Origin of the sequence: Streptomyces sp. NPDC088745 (assembly GCF_044751045.1) — a bacterium.
Lineage (GTDB): Bacteria > Actinomycetota > Actinomycetes > Streptomycetales > Streptomycetaceae > Streptomyces > Streptomyces cremeus.
The window spans coordinates 237,945-259,382 of the sequence record NZ_JBIVLB010000012.1 but is presented as its reverse complement, the minus strand read 5'-3'; the positions used below and the strand labels follow the sequence as shown (position 1 = coordinate 259,382).

Genomic DNA, 21,438 nt, shown 5'->3' with positions numbered 1-21,438 from the left:
CGCAAGCCGACGCCCCGCGCGCCGCCGCCCCCCGACCCGCCCACGAGGTACTCCGTATGCACCCTCCGGACTTCCCGGAACTGCCCGCAGGATTCCGCTTCGGCGCCGCCACCGCCGCTTACCAGATCGAGGGCGCCCACGACGCGGACGGCCGGGGCCCGAGCATCTGGGACACCTTCAGCCACACCCCCGGCCGCACCCTCAACGGTGCCACCGGCGACACGGCCTGCGACCACTACCACCGCTACCGCGAGGACGTGGGACTGCTGCGCGACCTCGGCGTCGACAGCTACCGCTTCTCGCTCTCCTGGCCCCGCCTGATCCCCGCGGGCACCGGCCCGGCCAACCCCCGGGGCCTCGACTTCTACGACCGCCTCATCGACGAACTGCTGGCCGCCGGCATCGCGCCCGCCGTCACCCTCTACCACTGGGACCTGCCGCAGGCCCTGGAGGCCCCGCCCCCAGGCAGCACCGCCACCGGTGGCGGCTGGCGGGTGCGCGAGACCGCCGAGGCATTCGCCGAGTACGCCGCCCTCGCCGCCGCGCGCTACGGGGACCGCGTCGAGCGCTGGATCACCCTCAACGAGCCGTACTGCTCCGCCTTCGTCGGGCACGCCGAAGGACGCCACGCTCCCGGCGCCCAGGAGGGCCGCGGCGCGCTGGCCGCCGCCCACCACCTCCTGCTCGCCCACGGCCTCGCCGTACAGGCGCTGCGCAGCGCGGGCGCCCAGGAGGTCGGCATCATCCTCAACATCGACCGCATCCACGCCGCCTCCGACCGCCCGGAGGACCTCGCCGCCGTACGCCGCGCCGAAGTCCTGCACAACGAGACCTGGACCGAACCGCTCCTCGGCGGGCGCTACCCCCGTGGCGAGCACGAAACCTGGGGGGCGCTCGCCGACGGCGCCTGGCGCCGGCCCGGCGACCTGCGACTGATCGGCGCCCCGCTGGACTTCCTCGGCGTCAACTTCTACCGGCCGGTCACCGTCGCCGCGGCAGCCCACCGCACACCCGACCCCGGCCTCCGCGACGCCGTTGACATCGGTGTCACCGAACTCGACCCGTACGGCACCCGGCACACCACCATGGGCTGGCCCGTGGTGCCGCGCGCACTCACCGAACTGCTCCGCGACCTCCACGCCCGCTACCCACGCCTCCCACCGGTGTGGATCACCGAGAACGGCTCGGCCGAGGACGACACCGTCGCCCCCGACGGCCTCGTCCACGACACCGACCGGATCGCCTACCTGGCCGACCACCTCGCCGCCGTCGCCGACGCGGTCGCACAGGGCGTGGACGTACGCGGCTACCACGTGTGGTCCCTGCTGGACAACTTCGAGTGGGCGCGCGGCTACGACCAGCGCTTCGGCCTGGTCCACATCGACCACGACACCCTGAACCGCACGCCCAAGGACAGCTACCGCTGGTACCAGGGCATGATCACCGCGCACCGAGCGCGGACGGAGGAACCTGCCCGATGAAGTTCACCGACGGCTACTGGCTGATGCGTCCCGGCGTGGTGGCGCTCTACGCCGCAGAGGTCGCCGACATCCGGGCCGACGAGCACCGGATGACCCTCTACGCCCCCGTGAAGCACGTGCGCGGCCGGGGCGACACCCTCAACAGCCCGCTGCTCACGGTCGAGTGCTGGTCGCCCGCCGAGGGCGTGATCGGGGTGCGCACCACCCACCACGCCGGTACGCCGGACCCAGGGCCCCACTTCGCGCTGCCCGGCGCGGAGCCGGGCGCGGGAAAGGTGCGCAGGGACGGTGCGGTGACCGAACTCTCCGCCGGCGACCTCACCCTGCGGGTGGACGCCTCCCAGCCGTGGAACCTGGAGTTCACCGCCGAGCGCCGGACCTTGACCACGGTGGGGGAGCGCGGCACCGGCTTCGTCACCGACGCAGCGGGAAGCCACCACATGCTTGGCCAACTCTCGCTCGGAGTGGGCGAGCTGGTGTACGGGCTGGGCGAGCGGTTCACCCCGTTCGTCAGGAACGGCCAGACGGTGGACATCTGGCAGGCGGACGGCGGCACCAGCAGCGAACAGGCCTACAAGAACATCCCCTTCCACCTCACCAACCAGGGCTACGGAGTCTTCGTCAACCACCCCGGCAAGGTCAGCTACGAGATCGGCTCCGAGTCCGTCGGCCAGGTCCAGTTCAGCGTCGAGGACCAGACGCTGGAGTACTTCGTCGTGCACGGCCCCACCCCGAAACAGATCCTGGAGCGCTACACCGCCCTCACCGGCCGCCCCGCCCTTCCCCCGGCCTGGGCCCTGGGCCTGTGGCTGACCACCTCCTTCACCACCGACTACGACGAGGCCACCGTCAACCGCTTCGTCGGCGGCATGGCCGAGCGCGGCATCCCGCTGAGCGTCTTCCACCTGGACTGCTTCTGGATGCGCGAGTACCAGTGGAGCGACTTCGCGTGGGACCCCGAGACCTTCCCCGACCCGGCCGGAATGCTGGCCCGGCTCAAGGAGCAGGGACTGCGGATCTCCGCCTGGATCAACCCGTACGTCGCCCAGAAGTCCGCCCTGTTCGCGGAGGGCATGCGCGAGGGGTACCTGGTGCGCCGCGCGGACGGCAGCGTCTGGCAGTGGGACCTGTGGCAGCCCGGCATGGCCTTGGTGGACTTCACCAACCCGGCCGCGCGTGACTGGTACACCGGCAAGCTGCGCGCACTGCTCGCCCAGGGGGTGGACTGCTTCAAGACCGACTTCGGCGAACGCATCCCCACCGACGTCGTCTGGCACGACGGTTCCGACCCCCAGCGGATGCACAACTACTACACCCAGCTCTACAACGAGGCCGTGTTCGAGCTGCTGCGCGAGGAACGCGGTGAGGGCGAGGCGCTGCTCTTCGCCCGCTCCGCCACCGCCGGGGGCCAGCAGTACCCGGTGCACTGGGGCGGTGACTGCGAGTCCCACTTCAACGCCATGGCCGAATCGCTGCGCGGCGGGCTCTCCCTCGGCCTGTCCGGCTTCGGCTTCTGGAGCCACGACATCGGCGGCTTCGAGGGCACGCCGAGCCCGGCCGTCTTCAAGCGCTGGGTGCAGTTCGGCCTGCTCTCCTCGCACAGCCGGCTGCACGGCAGCAAGTCGTACCGGGTGCCCTGGGACTACGGCGACGAAGCCGTCGACGTCACCCGGGAGTTCACCCTCCTCAAGCACCGCCTCGCCCCCTACCTCCAGCGCGCCGCCCAGCAGGCGCACACCACCGGCATCCCGGTGATGCGCGCCATGGTGCTGGAGTTCCCCGACGACCCCGCGGCGGCCACCCTCGACCGGCAGTACCTGCTGGGCGGCGACCTGCTCGTCGCCCCGGTCCTCAGCGACGACGGCACGGTGGAGTACTACGTCCCCGAGGGGACCTGGACCAACCTGCTGACCGGCGAGCAGGTCACAGGACCGCGCTGGACCAAGGAACAGCACGGCTTCCACACCCTGCCGCTGCTCGTCCGCCCCGACTCCGTCATCCCCCTGGCGGCCGACGACCAGCACCCCGTCTCCGCCTGGGCCGACGGAGTCGAACTGCGCGTCCACGCCTTCGCCGACGGCGCGGAGCGCACGGTCGTCATCCCCCGCTCCGACGGCCCCGGCGAAAGCGCCCGCTTCCATCTGCGCCGCAGCGGCGACCGACTCCACGTCACCACCGACAGCCTCCGTCCGTGGCACCTGCGGACCGGCGGACCGGACGGCACCCTGCACACCTGCCCGGCCGGCACCCCGCAGGCCGACTTCCCCTACCCGGTCTGAGAACGACGCCTCCTCCTCCGGCACGAGGTCTGTTCGTCTGTTCCGGGACACGGCAGGACGGTACGGGCCTCTGCCGCCGGAATCAGGCGCTTCGCACCGGTTTCGCGTTCGAGGAGCCGGACATCGGGGCGGGGTGGCCGACACGCGGCCGAGTGCATGTCCTACGGTTTCCGGAAGGCGCCCGGATTCCTTCCGGGCGCACAGCTACGGAGGTGGGGACTGTGGCCGGGAAACGCGCCCAGCGCACTACAGGTACGCAGGGCCCGGACGGGGCGGCCAAGGTGACGATCAGCGAGATCGCCCGGGAGGCCGGAGTGTCCGTGCCGACCGTCTCGCGCGTCGTCAACGGGCGTTCCGACGTCTCACCCGACACCCGGGCCCGGGTCGAGGACCTGCTGCACCGGCACGGTTACCGGCGTCGCCCGGGAGCGCAGGGGACCCGGGCGGCCCTGCTCGACCTGGTCTTCAACGACCTGGACAGCCCCTGGGCCGTGGAGATCATCCGGGGTGTGGAGGAGGTCGCGCACGAGCAGGGCGTGGGCACGGTGGTCTCCGCGATCCACGACCGGGCGGGCGCGGCCCGCCAGTGGATGACCAATCTGCGGGCCCGCGCCTCGGACGGCGTGATCCTGGTGACCTCCGTGCTCGAATCCGGTCTCCACGACGAACTGCGGCGTCTGGGTGTGCCGTTGGTGGTGATCGACCCGGCCGGATCGCCCGCCACGGAAGTGTCCACCGTCGGCGCCACCAACTGGGCCGGCGGCATGGCTGCCACGGAGCACCTGCTCGGGCTCGGCCACCGCAGGATCGGGTTCGTCGAGGGCCCGCCCCGGCTGCTGTGCTCCCGGGCCCGCCTCGACGGCTACCGCGCCGCACTCGACGTGGCCGGGGTGCCGGTCGACGACGAGTTGATCGTGCCCGGCGACTTCTACCACGAGTCGGGCTTCACGGGGGCGAACCGGCTGCTCGACCTGGACGAGCCGCCCACCGCGATCTTCGCGGCCAGCGATCAGATGGCGCTCGGCGCGATCGAGGCACTGCGCCAACGCGGTCTGCGCGTGCCGGAGGACATGAGCATCGTCGGCTTCGACGACCTGCCGGAGGTGCGCTGGTCGTCCCCGCCGCTCACGACGGTCCGTCAACCCCTGTCCGACATGGGCAAGTTGGCGGCTCGGATGGTGCTGGACCTGGCCCGGTCGGTGCAGCCCGCCTCGCCGCGGGTGGAGCTCTCGACGGAGTTGGTGGTCCGCGCGAGCACGGCGCGCCGGCGAGGCGCATAGCGGAGCAGTGACTTCCGCCCCGGAGGGGCGGCAGGGGTGTCAACGTCCTTTTCCGCCAGGACCGTTGACACCCCTTTCGCATGCCCGTAACTTCCGTGTCCGTCTCCCGATAATTATCGGACTTCTTCCGGAAGGTGTGCTGTGCCAGCCTCCGATCGAGTCGCCGCATCCCTCTTCGGTGCCGCGTCCTCCCCGTTTCCCCGTCGCCGATTCCTCGGCACCGCGACAGCGGCCGGACTCGGTGTGGCCGGACTGTCCGCCTGCTCGGACTCCGGGGCCACCACCACCGACAGCGAGGGCCGTACTGTCGTGGAACTGTGGAACATCCAGACCACGGAGCCCTCGAAATCCGTCTGGCCCGAGCGGGTCAAGGCGTTCGAGGCCAAGAACTCCAAGGTGCGCATCAAGCTCGTCACCCTGGAGAACGACGCGTACAAGTCCAAGATGACGGCGCGCACCAGTTCCGGAAAGCTGCCGGACATCTACCACACGTGGGGCGGCGGGGTGCTGAGGCAGCAGATCGACGCGGGACTCGTGGAGGACCTCACGCCCACCGTCAGCCCCATGGCCCCCACCTTCATCCCGGCGTCGCTCAAGCCCTACGAGTTCGACGGCAAGACGTACGCCATGCCCATCGACATCGGCGCCGTCGGCTTCTGGTACAACAAGGCGCTCTTCGCCAAGGCCGGCCTCACCGCCCCGCCGGCCACCTGGGCCGACTACCTCGATGCGGTCAGGAGGCTGAAGAGCGCGGGGATCACGCCCATCGCCCTCGCGGGCAAGGAGAAGTGGCCCGGCATGTACTACTGGGCGTACCTCTCCATGCGGGTCGGCGGAGTCGACAGCATGCAGGAGGCCGCCGACGCCGAGGACTTCACCGGCGACAGCTTCCTCAAGGCCGGCGAACACCTCAAGGAGCTCGTCGCCCTGGAGCCGTTCCAGAAGGGCTTCCTCGGCGCCGGGTACTCCACGCCCAACGGCGAGGCCGCGGTCATGGGCAACGGCGAGGCCGCGATGGAGCTGATGGGCCAGTGGGGGCCCAACGTGCAGGCCGACTCCGGCAAGGGCATCGGCGAGGACCTCGGGTTCTTCCCGTTCCCCGCGGTGGCGGGCGGCAAGGGCGCCCGGACCGACGTGTTCGGGGGCGGCGGCGGGTACGCGGTCCGCAAGGGCGCCCCGCAGGCGGCCGTCGACTTCCTGAAGTTCTTCATGTCGCCCGAGTCCGACCGCGTCCTCGTCTCCGAGGCCGAGATGATGCCGGTCGTCAAGGAAGCCGTCGGCGCCCTGACCGACCCCGGCCTCAAGGCCGTCTCCGAGACCCTCGGCAAGGCCACCGGCTTCCAGCTCTACCTCGACCAGGCATACCCGCCCGCCGTCGGACAGGAGATCAACGACTCGGTCGCCGCCCTCATCGCCGGGACCAAATCCCCCGAGCAGGTGGCCCGTTCCGTCACGCAGGTCGCCAAGAGCCAGTAAATGACCATGACGTCGACCGATACGCGCTCCCCGGGGCAGGCCCTCGCCGAGCAGCCGGACACGGACGGGCCCACCCGCCGCCCGTTCGCCCGCCGCCTGCGGGACTGGCTGACCCCCGTCCTCTTCACGGTGCCCGGACTCGTCCTGTTCGGCCTGTTCGTCCTCGTGCCGATCCTGTACGCCGGGTACGTCAGCTTCTTCAACTGGGGCGGATTCGGCGCCCCCTCGGACTTCACCGGCATCGACAACTACACCCGACTGCTCGGCGACCCGGTCTTCCTCGGCGACCTGTGGCGCGGACTGCTGCTCGTCCTGCTGTCCGTGGGGATTCAGCTGCCGTTCGCGCTCGCCATGGCCGTGCTGCTCAACCAGAAGCTGCGCGGCCGGGCCTTCTACCGGATGCTGTTCTTCGCCCCGTACGTCCTCTCCGAGGTCATCACCGGCGTCCTGTTCTCCATGATCTTCGCGCCGGACGCGGGCCTCGCCGACAAGGTGCTCGGCGCGATCGGCCTCGACGAGCTGGGCGGACTGTGGTTCGCCGACCAGGACAACGTCCTGGCCACCGTGTTCCTCGTCATGATGTGGAAGTACTTCGGCTTCCACATGATGCTCTACCTGGCCGGCCTCCAGGGCGTCCCCGCCGCACTCCACGAAGCGGCCCGCCTCGACGGCGCCGGCCCCTGGCAGCGCTTCCGCCACATCACCCTGCCGCTGCTCGGCCCGACGATCCGGATGAGCGTCTTCCTGTCCGTGATCGGCGCGATCCAACTGTTCGACCTGGTCTGGGTGGTGACCCAGGGCGGCCCCGACCACCACTCCGAGACGATGGCCGTCACCCTCTTCCAGTTCGGGTTCAAACGCACCCAGATCGGCTACGCCGGCGCGATCAGCATCGCGATGTTCCTCATCAGCCTCGTCTTCGCCCTCGCCTACCAGCGCTTCGTGCTGCGCCGCGACACCGAAGGAGCCCTCACCTCGATGCGAGGCAACCGATGACCCCGACGCGGCCGACGCCCACGAAGGCGCCGATGTCCCCCGGCCTGCGGCGCAGACTGCGCTCCACACCCCTTTACGTCATTGTGTGGGTGATCGGCGTGGTCATGGTCACGCCGCTGCTGTACGCGCTCGTCTCCGGTTTCAAGTCCACCGACCAGCTCTCCGGGAACGGCTTCGGACCGCCCTCGCCGTGGGTCACGTCGAACTACACGGACGTCCTGGCCTCCGCCGCCTTCTGGCGGATGCTCGGCTCCTCCACCCTGATCGCGGTCGGTACGACCCTGCTGACGGTCGGCGCGGCAGCACTCGCCGCGTTCGCACTCGCCCGCTTCGCCTTCCGCGGCCGGGAGGTGCTGTTCACCCTCTTCACCGTCGGGCTGATGTTCCCGTTCGCCGTGGCGATCCTGCCGCTGTTCATCCTGCTGCGCACCTTCGGCCTGCTCGACAACCCGTGGGGCGTGATCCTCCCGCAGGCCGCGTTCGGACTGCCGATGACCATCCTCATACTGCGCGGGTTCTTCCGTGAGATCCCCGGCGAACTGGAAGAGGCCGCGACGCTGGACGGCTGCTCGCCCTTCGGTTTCTTCTGGCGCGTCCTGCTGCCGATGGCCCGCCCCGCCCTGGGCACGGTCTCCGTCCTGGCCGTGGTGGGCAGCTGGAACAACTTCCTGCTGCCGCTTCTCGTCTTCAGCGAACCCACCTGGTGGACGATCCCGGTCGGAGTCCAACAGTTCCAGGGCCAGTACGCCGCCGACATCGCCCGCGTCTTCGCCTATCTGGTCCTCGCCATGGTGCCCGCACTCGGCTTCTACGCCGTCGCCGAACGGCAGTTGATCGGCGGTATCACCATGGGCGCCACCAAGGGCTGAGCCCGCACGGGCCGCCCGGTCGCCTTCCTCAGCCCCTTCGCGCCATCCACTCACTCGTACCGCACGTAAGGAGTTCCATGGCCGAGCCATGGCAGAACACCACCCTGCCCGCCCACGCCCGCGCGGCGGACCTGCTCGCCCGGATGACCAACGAGGAGAAGACCGCCCAGCTCTCCAGCGTATGGATCGGCGCCGACACCGAAGGCGCCGACGTCGCACCCGGACAGCACACCTACGCCGCCCGCAGCGCCGCCCTCGACGCCCTGCTGCCCTACGGCCTCGGCCACCTCACCCGCCCCTTCGGCACCGTCCCCGTGGACCCCGCCGAAGGCGCCGCCCGCCTCGCCGGGCTGCAACGCGCCATCCGCGCCGGCAACCGCTTCCGCCTCCCCGCGATCGCCCACGAGGAGTGCCTGACCGGCTTCACCGCATGGCAGGCCACCGTCTTCCCCACCCCCCTCGCCTGGGGCGCCACCTTCGACCCCGCGCTGATAGCGGAGATGGCGCAGGCCATCGGTGCGTCGATGCGCGCGGTCGGCGTCCACCAGGGCCTCGCCCCGGTCCTCGACGTCGTACGGGACCCGCGATGGGGCCGCACCGAGGAAGCCATCGGCGAGGACCCGTACCTCGTCGGCACGATCGGCACCGCGTACGTACGAGGTCTGGAGACGGCCGGGATCGTCGCCACCCTCAAGCACTTCGCCGGCTACTCGGCCTCGCGGGCCGCCCGCAACCACGCCCCTGCCTCGATCGGCCCGCGCGAGCTCGCCGATGTGATCCTCCCGCCCTTCGAGATGGCGCTGCGCGAGGGCGGCGCCCGCTCCGTGATGCCCGCCTACAACGACATCGACGGACTGCCCGCCCACGCACATGTCCGGCTCCTCACCCAACTCCTGCGCGAGGAATGGGAGTTCACCGGAACGGTGGTCTCGGACTACTACGGTGTCTCGCTCCTGGAGGAAGCGCACCGGCTCACCGACGGGGAGGCCGGAGCGGCGCGGCTCGCGCTCGCGGCCGGTGTCGACGTGGAACTTCCGGCGGCCCGCTGCTTCACCCCCGCCGACCCGCTCCCCGAGGACCTGCTCGACCGGGCCGCACTGCGCGTCCTCACGCAGAAGTGCGAACTCGGCCTCCTCGATCCCCACGAAGGACCCGGCGCCGCCGGGACCGCCGACGCACCCGTCGACCTGAACCCTCCGCACCTGCGTGAGCTGGCACGACGGGTGGCCGAGGAATCGGTCGTACTGCTCGCCAACGACTCCGGTGTGCTGCCGCTCGACGGCGGATCGCGCCTCGCCCTCCTCGGCCCGCTCGCCCACGAGCAGGCCGCCGTGCTCGGCTGCTACACCTTTCCCCGGCACGTCGGCGTCCACCATCCGGACCTGCCCACGGGTGTCGAGGTGCCGACGCTCGCCGAGGCGCTGCGCGCCGAGCTGCCGGACGCCGTGTTCGTCGAGGACCCGGCCGGTGCCGATGTGTGCCTGGCCGTGGTCGGGGACCGCTCCGGCCTGTTCGGCCGGGGTTCTTCGGGGGAGGGGTGTGACGCGGAAGACCTCCAACTGCCCTTTGACCAGGACAAGTTGTTGGACGAGGCGATGGCTTGCGGTGCGCCCGTGGTCATCGTCGCCCTCGGTGGACGCCCCTACGCGCTCGGCCGCTGGGCCGACCGGGCCGCCGCGGTCGTCACGGCGTTCTTCCCCGGACAGGAGGGCGGCGGGGCCGTCGCCGGAGTCCTGTCCGGGCGGGTCGAACCGTCCGGGCGTCTGCCCGTCGCGGTACCGCGCAACCCCGGCGGCCAGCCGGCCCCCTACCTCGCCCCGCCGCTCGGCAGGCACGGGTTCCCCAGCAGCGTGGACCCCACCCCCCTGTACCCGTTCGGGCACGGCCTCTCGTACACCGCCTTCGCCTGGGGCCGGCCCCACTGCGACGCACCGGAGTTCTCCACCGGCGGGGAGACCACCCTGCGCCTGACCGTACGCAATACCGGCGACCGGGCGGGCACCGAGACCGTCCAGCTCTACCTCCACGACCCGGTCGGCACCGTCGCCCGCCCCGAGGTCCGGCTCGTGGGCTACGCCCGCGTACCGCTCGAAGCCGGTGCCTCGGCCGAGGTGCACGCCACCTTCCCCGCCGACCTCGCCGCGTACACCGGCGCGGACGGCCGCCGCGTGGTCGAACCCGGAGCCCTCGAACTGCGCGTCGCCGCTTCCAGTGAACGCGTCCACCACACGGTGTCGCTCACCCTGACCGGGGAAGCGCGGCAGGTGGGGCACGAACGCCGGATGCGGTGCGAGATGCGAGTGAAGTAGCACCACTCGTCCATGCCACGGCGTCAGCGAGGACAGGAGGCCCAGGGCGGAGAGCAGAGCGGCACGGCAGGCGGTGCCGCGGCGCGCTGGGCCCCGGGCGTGCGCGGCCGGGGCGGGCGGTGGGCAGCCCGCTGGTGGTCGGTGCGCGGGCGGCGCCGGACGCGGCGGCAGCGGGTCAGCGCGGCGAACGCGTCGTCCGGCGCCTCCCTTCGGTCAGTGCCCGCGCAGAACCGCGCAACCACCGGCCGGCAGTACGCGCACGGGGGCGTCGGTGAGCAGGTCGTGCGCGGCCTCCGGCAGGGGCACGGGCTCGGCGGTGTGGTTGAGCAGGACCCGCCAGCTCCGTCCGTCGGGGGAGCGGCGGGTGACGGCCTCGACACCGGGCGGCAGGTCCGGCACCTGCGGTTCGACCCCGGCCTCCGCCAGCAGGCGGCCGACCAGCGCCGCGTAACCGACGTCGTCCAGCCGGGTGGACAGGTACCAGCCGTGTCCGCTGCCGAAGCGGTGCCGGGTGAGGGCGGGCCCGCCCGTGAGCATGCCGTGGGTGTACGCGGCGAGGGTCTCCGCGCCCTCGGTGCGCAGCAGTTCGCTCCAGACCGTGCCCTGCGACCCGTCCGACAGGACGATCCGCTCGTCCTCGCGCAGCGGCCGGTACTCCTCGACGCGCATGCCCAGGGCCTCGCGCAGCGGTGCGGCCGGGTAGCCGCCGAGCCTGGCGTGCATGCGGTCGTCGACGTAGCCGCTGGCGTGCTGGACCAGGAGCGTCCCGCCGCCGTCCACGAAGCGGCGCAGGCTCTCGGCCCCCTCGTCGGACAGCAGGAACAGGGCCGGGGCGACGACGAGCCGGTAGCGCGCCAGTTCGTGCTCCGGGCGGGCGAAGTCGACGGTGCATCCCGCGTCCCACAGCGCGCGGTGCGCCCGGACGAGTTCCCCGTGGTAGTCGCCGAGGCGGGAGGAGGGCAGCCCGTCGACGCCGAGTGCCCACCAGGCGTCCGGGGAGTCGAGCACGGCCACGGACGCGGTGACCGTCGACCCCGCCAGCTCGCCGAGCCGGGCGACGGCCTCGCCCAGTTGCGTGACCTCGCGGAAGATCCGGCTGTCGGGACCCGCGTGCGGGACCATCGCCGAGTGCCAGCTCTCGGCGCCGGCCCGGGACTGCCGCCACTGGAAGAACAGGGCGCCCTCCGAACCGCGGGCGATGTGGCCGAGGGAATGACGCATGATCTCGCCGGGCTCCTTGCCGAGGATGCGGTCGCCGTCGTACACGGTGTTGGTGCCCTGCTCCATCAAGAGCCAGGGGCGGCCGCCGCCGAGGGAACGGGTGCGGTCGGCGTGGGCGGCGACGCCGGCTGCGGCGTCCAGCCCGGGTGCCGCCGGATACTGGTCGGACGTGACGACGTCGAGTTCGCCGGCGAGGGCCCACAGGTCCACGTTCTGGTAGGCGGGGAGCATCAGGTTGGTCGTCACCGGCCGGTCGCTGTGCGCGCGGATCGCGTCGCGCTGCTCGCGGTGGGCGGCGACGATCTCGGCGGACCAGAAGCGGCGGAAGTCCAGCGCCTGACCGGGGTTCTTGTGCCACTGCGAGGCGCGCGGCGGCAGCACCTGCTCCCAGGACGTGTAGTGCTGGCTCCAGAACGCCGTTCCCCAGGCCTCGTTGAGGGCGTCCAGCGAGCCGTGGCGCGCTCGCAGCCACACCCGGAAGGCGGCGGCCGTGTGGTCGCAGTGGCAGAGGGTGCCGTACTCGTTGTGCACGTGCCACAGGGCGAGGGCGGGGTGGTCGCCGTACCGCTGGGCAAGGACGGAGGCGATCCGGCGGGCCGCGCGCCGGTAGGCGGGCGCGGTGAGGCAGTAGGTGTCGCGGCTGCCGTGGGTGAGGCGGGCGCCCTGGGGGGTGACCGGCAGCGCGTCGGGGTGGGCCAGGGTGAACCAGGGCGGCGGTGAGGCCGTCGGGGTGGCGAGGTCGACGGCCACGCCGTTCGCGTGCAGGCGCTCGATGTGGGCGTCGAGCCAGGCGAAGTCGAAGCGCCCTTCCTCCGGTTCGAGCAGGGCCCAGGAGAAGACGCCCACGGTAGCCAGGTTGACCCTGGCCCGGCGCATGAGCTCGTCGTCCTCCTGCCACACCGGCTCGTCCCACTGCTCGGGGTTGTAGTCCCCGCCGAAGGCCAGGCCGCCCAAGCGGTCGGTGATGCTGCGGGTCGTCATGACGGTTCCTCGGTCGGGGGACAAACGGCTTCCTGGTGATCTGCCGGGCCGGGTGACAGCAGTACGTGGCGCCTCGCGGGCCCCGCGCCCGGCAGGGCGGTGACGGTACGGCCCGCCCTCCGTCCGCCCCGACCCGCTTCCTGCGCGGGACCGGGGCGAGGGGATGGTGCTCGACGTGCTGCTTGGAACACCGGGCCCCGGCCGGACGGCAGAGGGGTCGGTGAGGCCGCGTGCACGGCCGAAGATGCTGTGTCGAAGCGCTTCGCCAACAGAGGCAAGTTAACGGAGAAGATTCGTAGAAAACAAGAGGCTCTACCGTGTAATGCTTCTCGTCGTGGTCACTTGCTGGATCGGCGAGAGGGACAGCCAAGTCGAAGCGCTTCGTCAACCGGGTCCGGAGTCGACTTCCTGCGTCCGTTCCGGCGACGAACCCCGCTTCCGGACCGGTGCGTTCGCAGGCGGAGGGGGGCAGGGCGGTGAGGCAGGGCGCTGCGGCAGCTGGTGAGCCGGTCGGATCGGTACGATGCCGCTGACGCGGCCCTGCTCGGCCCCGGCGAAGAGGGGCGGACAAGAGGAGGGCGGCAGGGGCGGCCTGGAGGCCGGCACCCGGCGTCACCCGCTCTTCACCCGTGGAGAGCTGTTGACCTCCCGGGAAGCCATGGACGATTTTCGTACGAGGTCTTCAGCCCGGGTACGAACCCTTCCCCGACGCATGCTGCCGAGGCACCGTGACCGCATTCCAGTCCGTACAGACAGCCCTCGTCCGCCTCGACGGTCCACCCGAACCCGCGGCCGTCGGCATCGGCGTCCACGGCCCGGCCGGGCACGTCGACGAGTTCCAACTGCCGGACATGTGGCAGTTCCATCTCTATCACTACGAGGCCGACCTGACCGTGGGCGGTGTCGAGCACCGGATTCGCCCCGGCCACGTCAGCCTCGTGCCGCCCGGAACGCCGGTCCGCTACCTGTACCGGGGCCGCTCCGAACACCTCTACGTACACCTGCGCCTCGGCGCTCAGGGCGCCGCCCGTGAGGTGGCGACGGTCCAACGCGCAGGCGTCCAGGCCGCCGTCCTCGACGGCCAGTTGCGCCAGGCGCTGTCCGCCTGGCCGCACACCCCCGGGCGGGCGGCGGCCGAAGTGTGGGCCGCGCTGTGGAACGTGGCCGAGCTGGCCCCGCTCCGGGACGGGAAGGCACAGGTCCTCCCTCCCGCGGTGGCCGCCGCGGTGGCCCTGATCGAGGCGCGGCTGGCGGAGCCGCTCACCGTGCCCGACATCGCGAAGGCGGCCGGTGTCTCCCACAACCACCTCACCCGCCTCTTCCGCACCGCCACGGGAGAAACAGTGGTCGGCTACATCCGTACCCGCAGGATGGAGCGGGCCGGGCATCTGTTGCGGGCGAGCACGCTCTCCATCTCCCGGGTGGCCGCCGCCGTCGGCATCCCCGATCTGCAGGCGTTCAACAAGGCCTGCCGTCGCGAGCTCGGGGCCTGCCCACGAACGGTCAGAGCCGCACGGCGCGGCACCCCGATGAATCGCCCCGCGGTGAGAATCGACCAGTAGAGGGTGAGCCCGGCCCACGCGTCCCGGTGGCGACCGCTCCTAGCGTGTGCGCCATGACGCATACCGAGACCGAGACACGTGCAGGAACCGGGGCGCCGACCCCGCCGGGCGGCGCGCTGCTCAGTACGGTCCAGATGGCGCGCTTCGTGGCGAGCGGATCGCTGCGCCTCGACGCGGTGGTTCCGGCGGCGATGAACGCCGAGGCCCTGCGGGTGCTGGAGGACGGAGTGCCGCCGGTGCCCTACGGGACACCGGTGCCGCAGGCCTACGCGCCGGGGTCGTTCCCCCGCAGGCTGCTCGAACTGCCGCAGGTGGCGGGGGCCTTGCACAGCCTGGTGGGTCCTGGGCCGACGGTGGACCACCACGCCGTGCACATCCGCGAGCCACGCGGGGGAGACGCCCAGCCGTTGCACGCGGACGCCGTCATCGACGTGAGGCCCGACGCGTTCGACGTCCAGCTGATGTACTACCCGCAGCAGGTGACGCTGGAGATGGGCGGCACCCTGAGCGTCCCCGGGAGCCATCTGCGGCGGACCAACGAGACCGACACCGGCCGGTACCAGAACCTGCGGGGCCAGGACCGGTTGGTCTGCCCGGCCGGCACGGTGGTGTTCCTGCACCACGGGATCTGGCACGGGGGCCGCCGCAACGACAGCGACATCCGGCGCTACATGTTCAAGATCCGCTTCAATCCGACGGTGCGCCAGCGCCTCCTGTGGGACCTCGCCGACCTGCACGACCCCCAGGTGCACGCCGAACTCGACGCGCACTTCCCCTGGTACGAGCAGGCCGGCGGCCGTCTGGAGCGGTACAACCGCGTCCTGCTGTGGCGCGAGCTGACCGGGGACGACGGATTCGACATCGACCACTGGGTGACCAGGGTCTCCAACCGCCCCGGGGCGAGGACCGCATGACCATCGACACGACGGACTCCGGCCCCCGGACGGGCGGCACCCCTGTGCTGCGGCAACGGGTCCTGGTGCTCTACCTGTCCACCTCGGCCCTGGACTCCCCGGTCGTCGGCTGGTCCCACTACGACGGGACCGGCCGCACCTTCCCGACCACGGGCGACAGCGACGAGCCGCCGTACGAGTCGGGCGTGGCGGCCCTTCTCGACGGCTGGCGGCTGATCCAGGCCGCTCAGCTGATCCCTCCCGGGCCGGGCAGCGAGTACGGCGTCTCCTTCCTCAAGCACGAGTTCTTCTTCGAGCAGATCGTGGACGTCCGGGCGTAGGAGCCGGCACAGCTCGCCGGTGGCCGGGTTCAGGCCAGCCGGATGACGTTCCAGGACAGCGGTTCCAGCACCGTGCTCAGCACGCCGTCCGTGAGGCGGGTGCCGGTGGCGCGGTGCGGGCCGACGCGTTCGGGGTCGGCGAGTGTGTTGCGCGCGTCGGGGTCCTCGTCGGCGAGGGCGCTGTGCTCGACGACCCTGCTCAACTCCAGCGCGTGCAGGGTGATCTCCAGCGGCAGGGGCTCGGTCTGGCTGCGGTTCACGGCGAAGACGGCCACCGTCCCGTCCGGTGCGCGCACCGCCGTCGCGTGCAGCAGCGGCACCTCCCCGTGCTCCTTCGTCGCGTACGTGGGCGAGTCGGGCCGTACGTCCAGGACCTGTCCGCGCCCGTGGCGGGCGGCCTGGGCGAAGGGGAAGAAGGTGGTCTGCCGCCATGCGGGACCGCCGGGTTCGGTCATGATCGGGGCGATGACGTTGACGAGCTGGGCGAGGCAGGCGATGGACACCCGGTCGGCGTGCCGGAGCAGCGCGACGAGGAGCGACCCGAGGACGACGGCGTCGGTGACGGAGTAGCTGTCTTCGAGCAGGCGGGGCGCCTCGGGCCAGTCGAGAGGGGCGGTGGCGGCCTCCTCGGCGGAGCGGCGCTGGTACCAGACGTTCCACTCGTCGAAGGAGAGGCTGATCCTCTTCGACGACTTCAGGCGTGCGCCGACGTGGTCGCAGGTGGCGACGACGGCCTCGATGAAGGCCTCCATGTCGACCGCGGAAGCGAGGAAGGAGTCCCGGTCCCCGTCGACCTCCTCGTAGTAGGCGTGCAGGGAGACGTGGTCGACGAGGTCGTACGTCTCGCTGAGGACGGTCGCTTCCCAGGCGGCGAAGGTGTCCATTCCCCGGCTCGAACTCCCGCACGCCACGAGCTCGACGGCGGGGTCCATCTGCCGCATGGCGCGGGCGGTTTCGGCGGCGAGGCGGCCGTACTCCTCGGCGGTCTTGTGGCCGGTCTGCCAGGGGCCGTCCATCTCGTTGCCCAGGCACCACAGGCGGATGCCGAAGGGCTGCTCGTCGCCGTGGGCGATGCGGCGCTCGGAGAGTTCCGTTCCGGCGGGGTGGTTGGCGTACTCCTGGAGTTCCAGGGCCTCGGCGACGCCTCGGGTGCCGAGGTTGACGGCCATCATGGGCTCGGCCTGCGGGCCGACCTTGCGGAGGAAGCCGATGTACTCGCTGAGGCCGAAGCGGTTGGTCTCGGTGGAGCGCCAGGCGAGGTCGAGCCGCCGGGGGCGTTCGTCGGCGGGGCCGACGCCGTCCTCCCACTTGTAGCCGGAGACGAAGTTGCCGCCGGGGTAGCGGATGGCGGTGGTGCCGAGTTCGCGGACGAGACCGAGGACGTCCGTGCGGAGTCCGGCCTCGTCGGCGGTGGGGTGTCCGGGTTCGTAGATGCCGGTGTGGACGCAGCGGCCGAGGTGCTCGACGAAGGAGCCGAAGAGCCGGGGGTCGACAGGGCCGACGGTGAAGGCGGGGTCGAGGGTGAAGCGGGCGGTGTGCGGCATGGCAGTGCCTTTCAGGTGGGTGGTGCGGGGCCGGGGGTTGCGGGAGCGGGCCCGGTCACTGCCCGGCCGGGCGCGTGTGGGCCCCGCCGGGCACGGACTGGCGCTGGACGCGCGGCCCGGCACTGGAGGAGGGCGAGGACGAGGAGCGGGAGCGGGTCCGCGATGACGACGGCGGCCATCAGCCGGGCGCGCCGAGGCCCAGTACGAGCAGTGGCGGCCGTCGCAGCGGTTCGCCGGACGCCGCGAGACCTCTCCCCCCCCGGCCCCCGCCGTCACCGGCCTCGTCACCGGCCGCTTCGCCCCGAGGCCGCCTGCGCCTTCCCGCGGCGGGTCGGACACGGGCGGGTCACGTCAGCGGAACAGCGCCGCCACCCCCGCGCCCTCGCGGACGAAGACGGGTATGCGGTCCAGCGGAGCATCGGCGTCGAGCGTCGTTCCGCCCTCCTCCACCCTCCCGGAGAACGGGTCCAGCCAGCGCGCCCCGTACGGCAGATGGACCCGGCGGCTGCGCGCTCCCGCCTCGTGGACCGGCGCCACCAGGACGTCGGGGCCGAGCAGGAACTGGTCGTCCGCCTCCCAAGCGCGTTGGTCGTCGGGGAAGTCGAAGAACAGCGGGCGCATCGGCGGGGCGCCGGTGCGGTGGGCGACCTCGGACAGCTCGTGCAGGTACGGGCGCAGCCGCTCGCGCAGGAGCAGGTGTTCCCGGAGGATGCCGTAGGCCTCTTCGCCGTAGGACCAGACCTCGTTCGGTCCGCCGGTCATGTCCGTGGAGAACGCGGGGTGATGGGGTTCGCGCTCGCCGTGCAGGCGCATGACGGGGCTGAAGGTGCCGTACTGGAACCAACGGATCAGCAGTTCGCGGTAGGCGCAGTCGTCCGGGTCGCCGCCCGAGAAGCCGCCGATGTCGGTGTTCCACCAGCAGATGCCGCTCATCGCGACGTTCAGCCCGGCCCTGATCTGGCGCGACAGCGAGTCGAAGGTGGGCGGGATGTCGCCGGAGCACAGCGCGGCCCCGTACTTCTGGCTGCCCGCCCACGCCGAACGCACCAGGGACAGCGGCCGGTCGTCGCCCGCCGAGGCCAGGCCCTCGGCGACCGCGCGGGTGTGCAGTACGGGGTAGAGGTGCGCGGCCGCGGCGGCCGGTCCGGCCGCGTACACGGCGCGCTCCGCCGCCTCCCGGCCCAGGTCGGGTTCACAGGCGTCCAGCCAGAAGCAACTCACCCCGTGCGCACGGTAGTTGGTGTTCAGCCGCTGCCACAGTGCGGTACGCGCACCGGGGTGAGTGGCGTCGTAGTACGCCATCGGGCGCATCGGCTCCTCGGCACTGCGTGACGGCCAATGGGCGGTGAGGAGGCCGCCGTCCGCGTCCCTGACGAGGTGCCCGGCGGCGGACAGTCCGTCGAACGAGTCGCTGCCGGGCTCGACCGTCGGCCACACCGAGACCGCGAGCCGCACTCCGAGCGCGGTCAGCTCCTGCACCATCCCGGCGGGGTCGGGCCACTCGCTCCCCTCGAAGCGCCAGTCGCCGTGGGCGGGCCAGTGGAAGAAGTCGCAGACGATGACCGACAGCGGCAGCCCGCGCTCCTTGTACTGCCGGGCCACCGAGAGGAGTTCGTCCTGGGTGCGGTAGCGCAGCTTCGACTGCCAGAAGCCGGACGCCCACTCGGGCAGGAGGGGCGGGCGGCCGGTGACCTGGGTGTACGCGTCGAGGATCTGGCCCGGGGTGTCGCCCGCGGTGACCCAGTAGTCGATGCGTCCGCCGCCGTCGGCGGTCCAGCGGGTCGTGTCGGCGCCCAGTTCGACGCGGCCGGTGGCGGGGTTGTTCCACAGCAGGCCGTAGCCGCGCGAGGAGTGCAGGAAGGGGATCGCGGCGACGGTGTTGCGCTGGACGAGGTCGATCACACAGCCCTTCTGGTCCAGGCGGCCGTGCAGGTGCTGGCCCAGGCCGTGCAGCCGCTCGCCGTCGTACCCCTCGAAGTGCTGTTCCGTACGGCCGTTTGCCGCGTGCACGCGGGGGCCTTCGTGGTGGGCGTACGGGGACTTCTCGGCGAGCAGTTCGCGGCCCGACGCGGTGTCCAGGAAGCGCAGGCGGCCGTCCGCCGACGCCTCCACGGTGAGGCGGCCGTTGACCAGGCGGGCCGAGCCGTCGTCGGCCACAAGGACCTCGGTGGGCGGTGGGGGCGGGGGGCTCTCCAGCGCACCGGGGGCGGCGGGGTCGACGGACCCCGAAGCGGCGCGCACACGGACCGCGTGCGGACCCCAGGGCTCGGCGTGGAGGACCTCGTTGGCTGTGCGGCGTTCCAGAGCGCCGGCACGGATGGTGTACGTCAAGGGGCTTCCCCTGTTCTGCTCGACTGGCGGTCTCGTCTGTCCGATCGGCGGGGGCGGGGTGCACGGGGCGTGACATAACATGCGCGTTATGTCTGCTTTCGCCGCTGTTGCGGTTGTCGCTCTCGCTCTCCTGCACCTCTGCATCCTGGTTCTGGAGATGTTCCTGTGGACCGGCTCCAGGGCGCGGGCCGTCTTCGGCACGACAGCGGAGTTCGCGGCTTCGACCAGGGCGATGGCCGCCAACCAGGGCCTGTACAACGGATTTCTCGCAGCCGGACTCCTGTGGGGTGCCTTCGCCTCCGATCCGGTCGGATTCCAGGTGCGGGTCTTCTTCCTGGCCTGCGTCGCCGTGGCCGGGCTCTACGGCGCCGCGACGTCGTCCCGCAAGATCCTCTTCGTGCAGACCGTCCCCGCGCTCGCCGTGCTCGCGCTGGTGCTCCTCGCCCGCTGAGGCAGGGGCGCGGCGCCGTCAGCGCGCGGACCGGTAGCGGTCCAGGACCTCGGGAGTGGCGGGCGCGGTCACGGTTCGGGTGCCCGCGCGCTCCCACGCGGGCAAGTGCCCGATGTGCACTCCGGCGGCCTGCCGCGCGGCGCCGTCGGCGACGTACTCACCCGGCTCGGGGACGAGCACGGGAAGCCCGAAGACCGCGGCGGCGACCTCCTGCACGGCGGCCGAGCGCGCCCCGCCCCCGACCAGGACGATCCGTTCGGCCGGGACGCCCTGCGAGGTGAGCGCGGCCAGCCCGTCGGCGAGGGAGCAGACGATGCCCTCGACGGCGGCACGGGCCAGGTGGGCGGGCGTGAAGTTGCCCAGCGTCATGCCGTGCAGCGAACCGGTGGCATCGGGCAGGTTGGGGGTGCGCTCCCCCTGGAAGTACGGCACCAGGGTGAGGCCCTGCGCCCCCGCCGGCACGGAGAGCGCCAGCGGGGTCAGCTCGTCCAGCGGGACACCGAGCACGGCCGCGGTCGCGTCGAGCACGCGTGAGGCGTTGAGCGTGCACACGAGCGGGAGATGGCGGCCGGTGGCGTCGGCGAAACCCGCCACCTGCCCGGAGGGGTCCGCCGTCGGCCGGTCGGCGACGGCGAACACGGTGCCCGAGGTGCCGATGGAGACGACCACGTCGCCCACCGACGCCCCGACCCCGAGCCCGGCCGCCGCGTTGTCCCCGGCGCCGGGACCGAGGAGCGCGCCCCCCGGCGTACGGCCCGCCGCTTCGAGCGGACCCAGGACCCGGGGGAGCACCGGGCCGTGCCCGAGGGTGCGGGCGAGAACGTCGGGCAGGTACCTCCCCGTCGACGGCGACCAGTACCCCGTGCCCGAGGCGTCCGAGCGGTCCGTCCGCAGCGCGTCCAGCGCGCCCGAACCGGGGCCGTGCCCCGCGAGCCGCCAGGTGAGCCAGTCGTGCGGAAGGCACACGGCGGCCGTCCGCGCGGCGCTCTCGGGCTCGTTGTCGGCCAGCCACCGCAGCTTGGCCGCGGTGAGGGCGGCGACCGGAAGGGTCCCGGTCGCCTCGGCCCACCAGCGGGCTCCGGCGGCGGAGTCGCCGTCGCCCGCCTCGCTGATCAGCGCCGTGGCGGCATCGGCCGAGCGGGTGTCGTTCCACAGCAGCGCCGGGCGGACGACCGCGCCGTCCCTGTCGAGACAGACCATGCCGTGCTGCTGGCCGGCCACCGAGACGGCGACGACGTCGTCGATGCCGCCCGCCGTCTCGATCGCGGCCTCCAGCGCCTCCCACCACGCGTCGGGATGCACCTCGGTGCCCTCGGGATGGCGGGCCGAGCCCGAACGCACCAGTGCGCCGGTCGCGGCGTCCCGCACCACGACCTTGCAGGACTGGGTGGAGCTGTCGACTCCGGCGACGAGGTCGGCCATCG

Annotated in this window: 15 protein-coding genes; 11 read left to right on the top strand and 4 right to left on the bottom strand. The window is 72.2% G+C overall.

What is annotated here, in order from left to right; all coding sequences use genetic code 11:
- Window positions 1–56: 56 nt before the first annotated feature.
- From ACIP93_RS28150 to ACIP93_RS28120, 7 genes are all read left to right on the top strand, one after another.
- Window positions 57–1,481: a GH1 family beta-glucosidase gene (locus ACIP93_RS28150; protein ID WP_401762920.1), complete on the top strand. Its 1,425-nt coding sequence runs from the start codon at window positions 57–59 to the stop codon at window positions 1,479–1,481.
- Window positions 1,478–3,760: an alpha-xylosidase gene (gene yicI, locus ACIP93_RS28145; RefSeq protein WP_401762917.1), complete on the top strand. Its 2,283-nt coding sequence runs from the start codon at window positions 1,478–1,480 to the stop codon at window positions 3,758–3,760. Before ACIP93_RS28150 ends, yicI begins: the two co-directional genes overlap by 4 nt.
- Before the next feature lie 221 nt (window positions 3,761–3,981).
- Complete coding sequence (locus ACIP93_RS28140) at window positions 3,982–5,040, top strand: LacI family DNA-binding transcriptional regulator (RefSeq protein ID WP_401762914.1); 1,059 nt, start codon at window positions 3,982–3,984, stop codon at window positions 5,038–5,040.
- Between the two features lie 243 nt (window positions 5,041–5,283).
- Entirely contained in the window at window positions 5,284–6,516 is a 1,233-nt protein-coding gene (locus tag ACIP93_RS28135; RefSeq protein ID WP_401762911.1) for an extracellular solute-binding protein, read from the top strand.
- Window positions 6,517–7,512, top strand: a complete 996-nt coding sequence (locus tag ACIP93_RS28130; RefSeq protein ID WP_380836439.1) for a carbohydrate ABC transporter permease — start codon at window positions 6,517–6,519, stop codon at window positions 7,510–7,512.
- Window positions 7,513–7,544: 32 nt separating this feature from the next.
- Window positions 7,545–8,381: a carbohydrate ABC transporter permease gene (locus tag ACIP93_RS28125; protein ID WP_401762907.1), complete on the top strand. Its 837-nt coding sequence runs from the start codon at window positions 7,545–7,547 to the stop codon at window positions 8,379–8,381.
- A gap of 77 nt (window positions 8,382–8,458) precedes the next feature.
- A complete protein-coding gene (locus tag ACIP93_RS28120) occupies window positions 8,459–10,690 on the top strand; it encodes a glycoside hydrolase family 3 N-terminal domain-containing protein (protein ID WP_401762904.1) in 2,232 nt (743 codons plus the stop codon).
- A gap of 213 nt (window positions 10,691–10,903) precedes the next feature.
- Here the strand turns inward: ACIP93_RS28120 and ACIP93_RS28115 are convergent, their stop codons facing one another.
- A complete protein-coding gene (locus ACIP93_RS28115; protein ID WP_401762901.1) occupies window positions 10,904–12,892 on the bottom strand; it encodes a beta-galactosidase in 1,989 nt (662 codons plus the stop codon).
- A 728-nt stretch (window positions 12,893–13,620) separates the two neighbouring features.
- On the opposite strand from ACIP93_RS28115, the gene ACIP93_RS28110 reads away from it, so the two are divergent.
- The 3 genes from ACIP93_RS28110 (at window position 13,621) to ACIP93_RS28100 (ending at window position 15,688) form a co-directional block, all read left to right on the top strand.
- A complete protein-coding gene (locus tag ACIP93_RS28110; protein WP_401762898.1) occupies window positions 13,621–14,454 on the top strand; it encodes a helix-turn-helix domain-containing protein in 834 nt (277 codons plus the stop codon).
- Window positions 14,455–14,588: 134 nt separating this feature from the next.
- Entirely contained in the window at window positions 14,589–15,368 is a 780-nt protein-coding gene (locus ACIP93_RS28105; RefSeq protein ID WP_401762997.1) for a phytanoyl-CoA dioxygenase family protein, read from the top strand.
- Window positions 15,365–15,688 (top strand): hypothetical protein, encoded by a 324-nt coding sequence (locus ACIP93_RS28100; protein WP_401762895.1) that lies wholly within the window; start codon window positions 15,365–15,367, stop codon window positions 15,686–15,688. The genes ACIP93_RS28105 and ACIP93_RS28100 overlap by 4 nt, the downstream gene beginning before the upstream one ends.
- 29 nt (window positions 15,689–15,717) lie before the next feature.
- On the opposite strand, the gene ACIP93_RS28095 is transcribed toward ACIP93_RS28100, so the two are convergent.
- Together ACIP93_RS28095 and ACIP93_RS28090 are read right to left on the bottom strand one after the other, a co-directional pair.
- Complete coding sequence (locus tag ACIP93_RS28095) at window positions 15,718–17,232, bottom strand: alpha-N-arabinofuranosidase (protein WP_401762893.1); 1,515 nt, start codon at window positions 17,230–17,232, stop codon at window positions 15,718–15,720.
- Window positions 17,233–17,583: 351 nt separating this feature from the next.
- A complete protein-coding gene (locus ACIP93_RS28090) occupies window positions 17,584–19,563 on the bottom strand; it encodes a TIM-barrel domain-containing protein (RefSeq protein ID WP_401762890.1) in 1,980 nt (659 codons plus the stop codon).
- A gap of 88 nt (window positions 19,564–19,651) precedes the next feature.
- Between ACIP93_RS28090 and ACIP93_RS28085 the strand changes: the two genes are divergently transcribed.
- Entirely contained in the window at window positions 19,652–20,014 is a 363-nt protein-coding gene (locus tag ACIP93_RS28085) for a DUF1304 domain-containing protein (protein ID WP_401762888.1), read from the top strand.
- A gap of 18 nt (window positions 20,015–20,032) precedes the next feature.
- Here ACIP93_RS28085 and ACIP93_RS28080 read toward each other — a convergent pair whose 3' ends face one another.
- Entirely contained in the window at window positions 20,033–21,436 is a 1,404-nt protein-coding gene (locus tag ACIP93_RS28080) for a xylulokinase (RefSeq protein ID WP_401762886.1), read from the bottom strand.
- Window positions 21,437–21,438 lie beyond the last annotated feature (2 nt).

Coding starts and splice junctions, on each gene's coding strand:
- ACIP93_RS28150 (WP_401762920.1), top strand. CDS start 57: ATGCACCCTCCGGACTTCCCGGAACTGCCCGCAGGATTCCGCTTCGGC.
- yicI (WP_401762917.1), top strand. CDS start 1,478: ATGAAGTTCACCGACGGCTACTGGCTGATGCGTCCCGGCGTGGTGGCG.
- ACIP93_RS28130 (WP_380836439.1), top strand. CDS start 6,517: ATGACCATGACGTCGACCGATACGCGCTCCCCGGGGCAGGCCCTCGCC.
- ACIP93_RS28125 (WP_401762907.1), top strand. CDS start 7,545: ATGTCCCCCGGCCTGCGGCGCAGACTGCGCTCCACACCCCTTTACGTC.
- ACIP93_RS28120 (WP_401762904.1), top strand. CDS start 8,459: ATGGCCGAGCCATGGCAGAACACCACCCTGCCCGCCCACGCCCGCGCG.
- ACIP93_RS28115 (WP_401762901.1), bottom strand. CDS start 12,892: ATGACGACCCGCAGCATCACCGACCGCTTGGGCGGCCTGGCCTTCGGC.
- ACIP93_RS28105 (WP_401762997.1), top strand. CDS start 14,589: ATGGCGCGCTTCGTGGCGAGCGGATCGCTGCGCCTCGACGCGGTGGTT.
- ACIP93_RS28100 (WP_401762895.1), top strand. CDS start 15,365: ATGACCATCGACACGACGGACTCCGGCCCCCGGACGGGCGGCACCCCT.
- ACIP93_RS28095 (WP_401762893.1), bottom strand. CDS start 17,232: ATGCCGCACACCGCCCGCTTCACCCTCGACCCCGCCTTCACCGTCGGC.
- ACIP93_RS28085 (WP_401762888.1), top strand. CDS start 19,652: ATGTCTGCTTTCGCCGCTGTTGCGGTTGTCGCTCTCGCTCTCCTGCAC.
- ACIP93_RS28080 (WP_401762886.1), bottom strand. CDS start 21,436: ATGGCCGACCTCGTCGCCGGAGTCGACAGCTCCACCCAGTCCTGCAAG.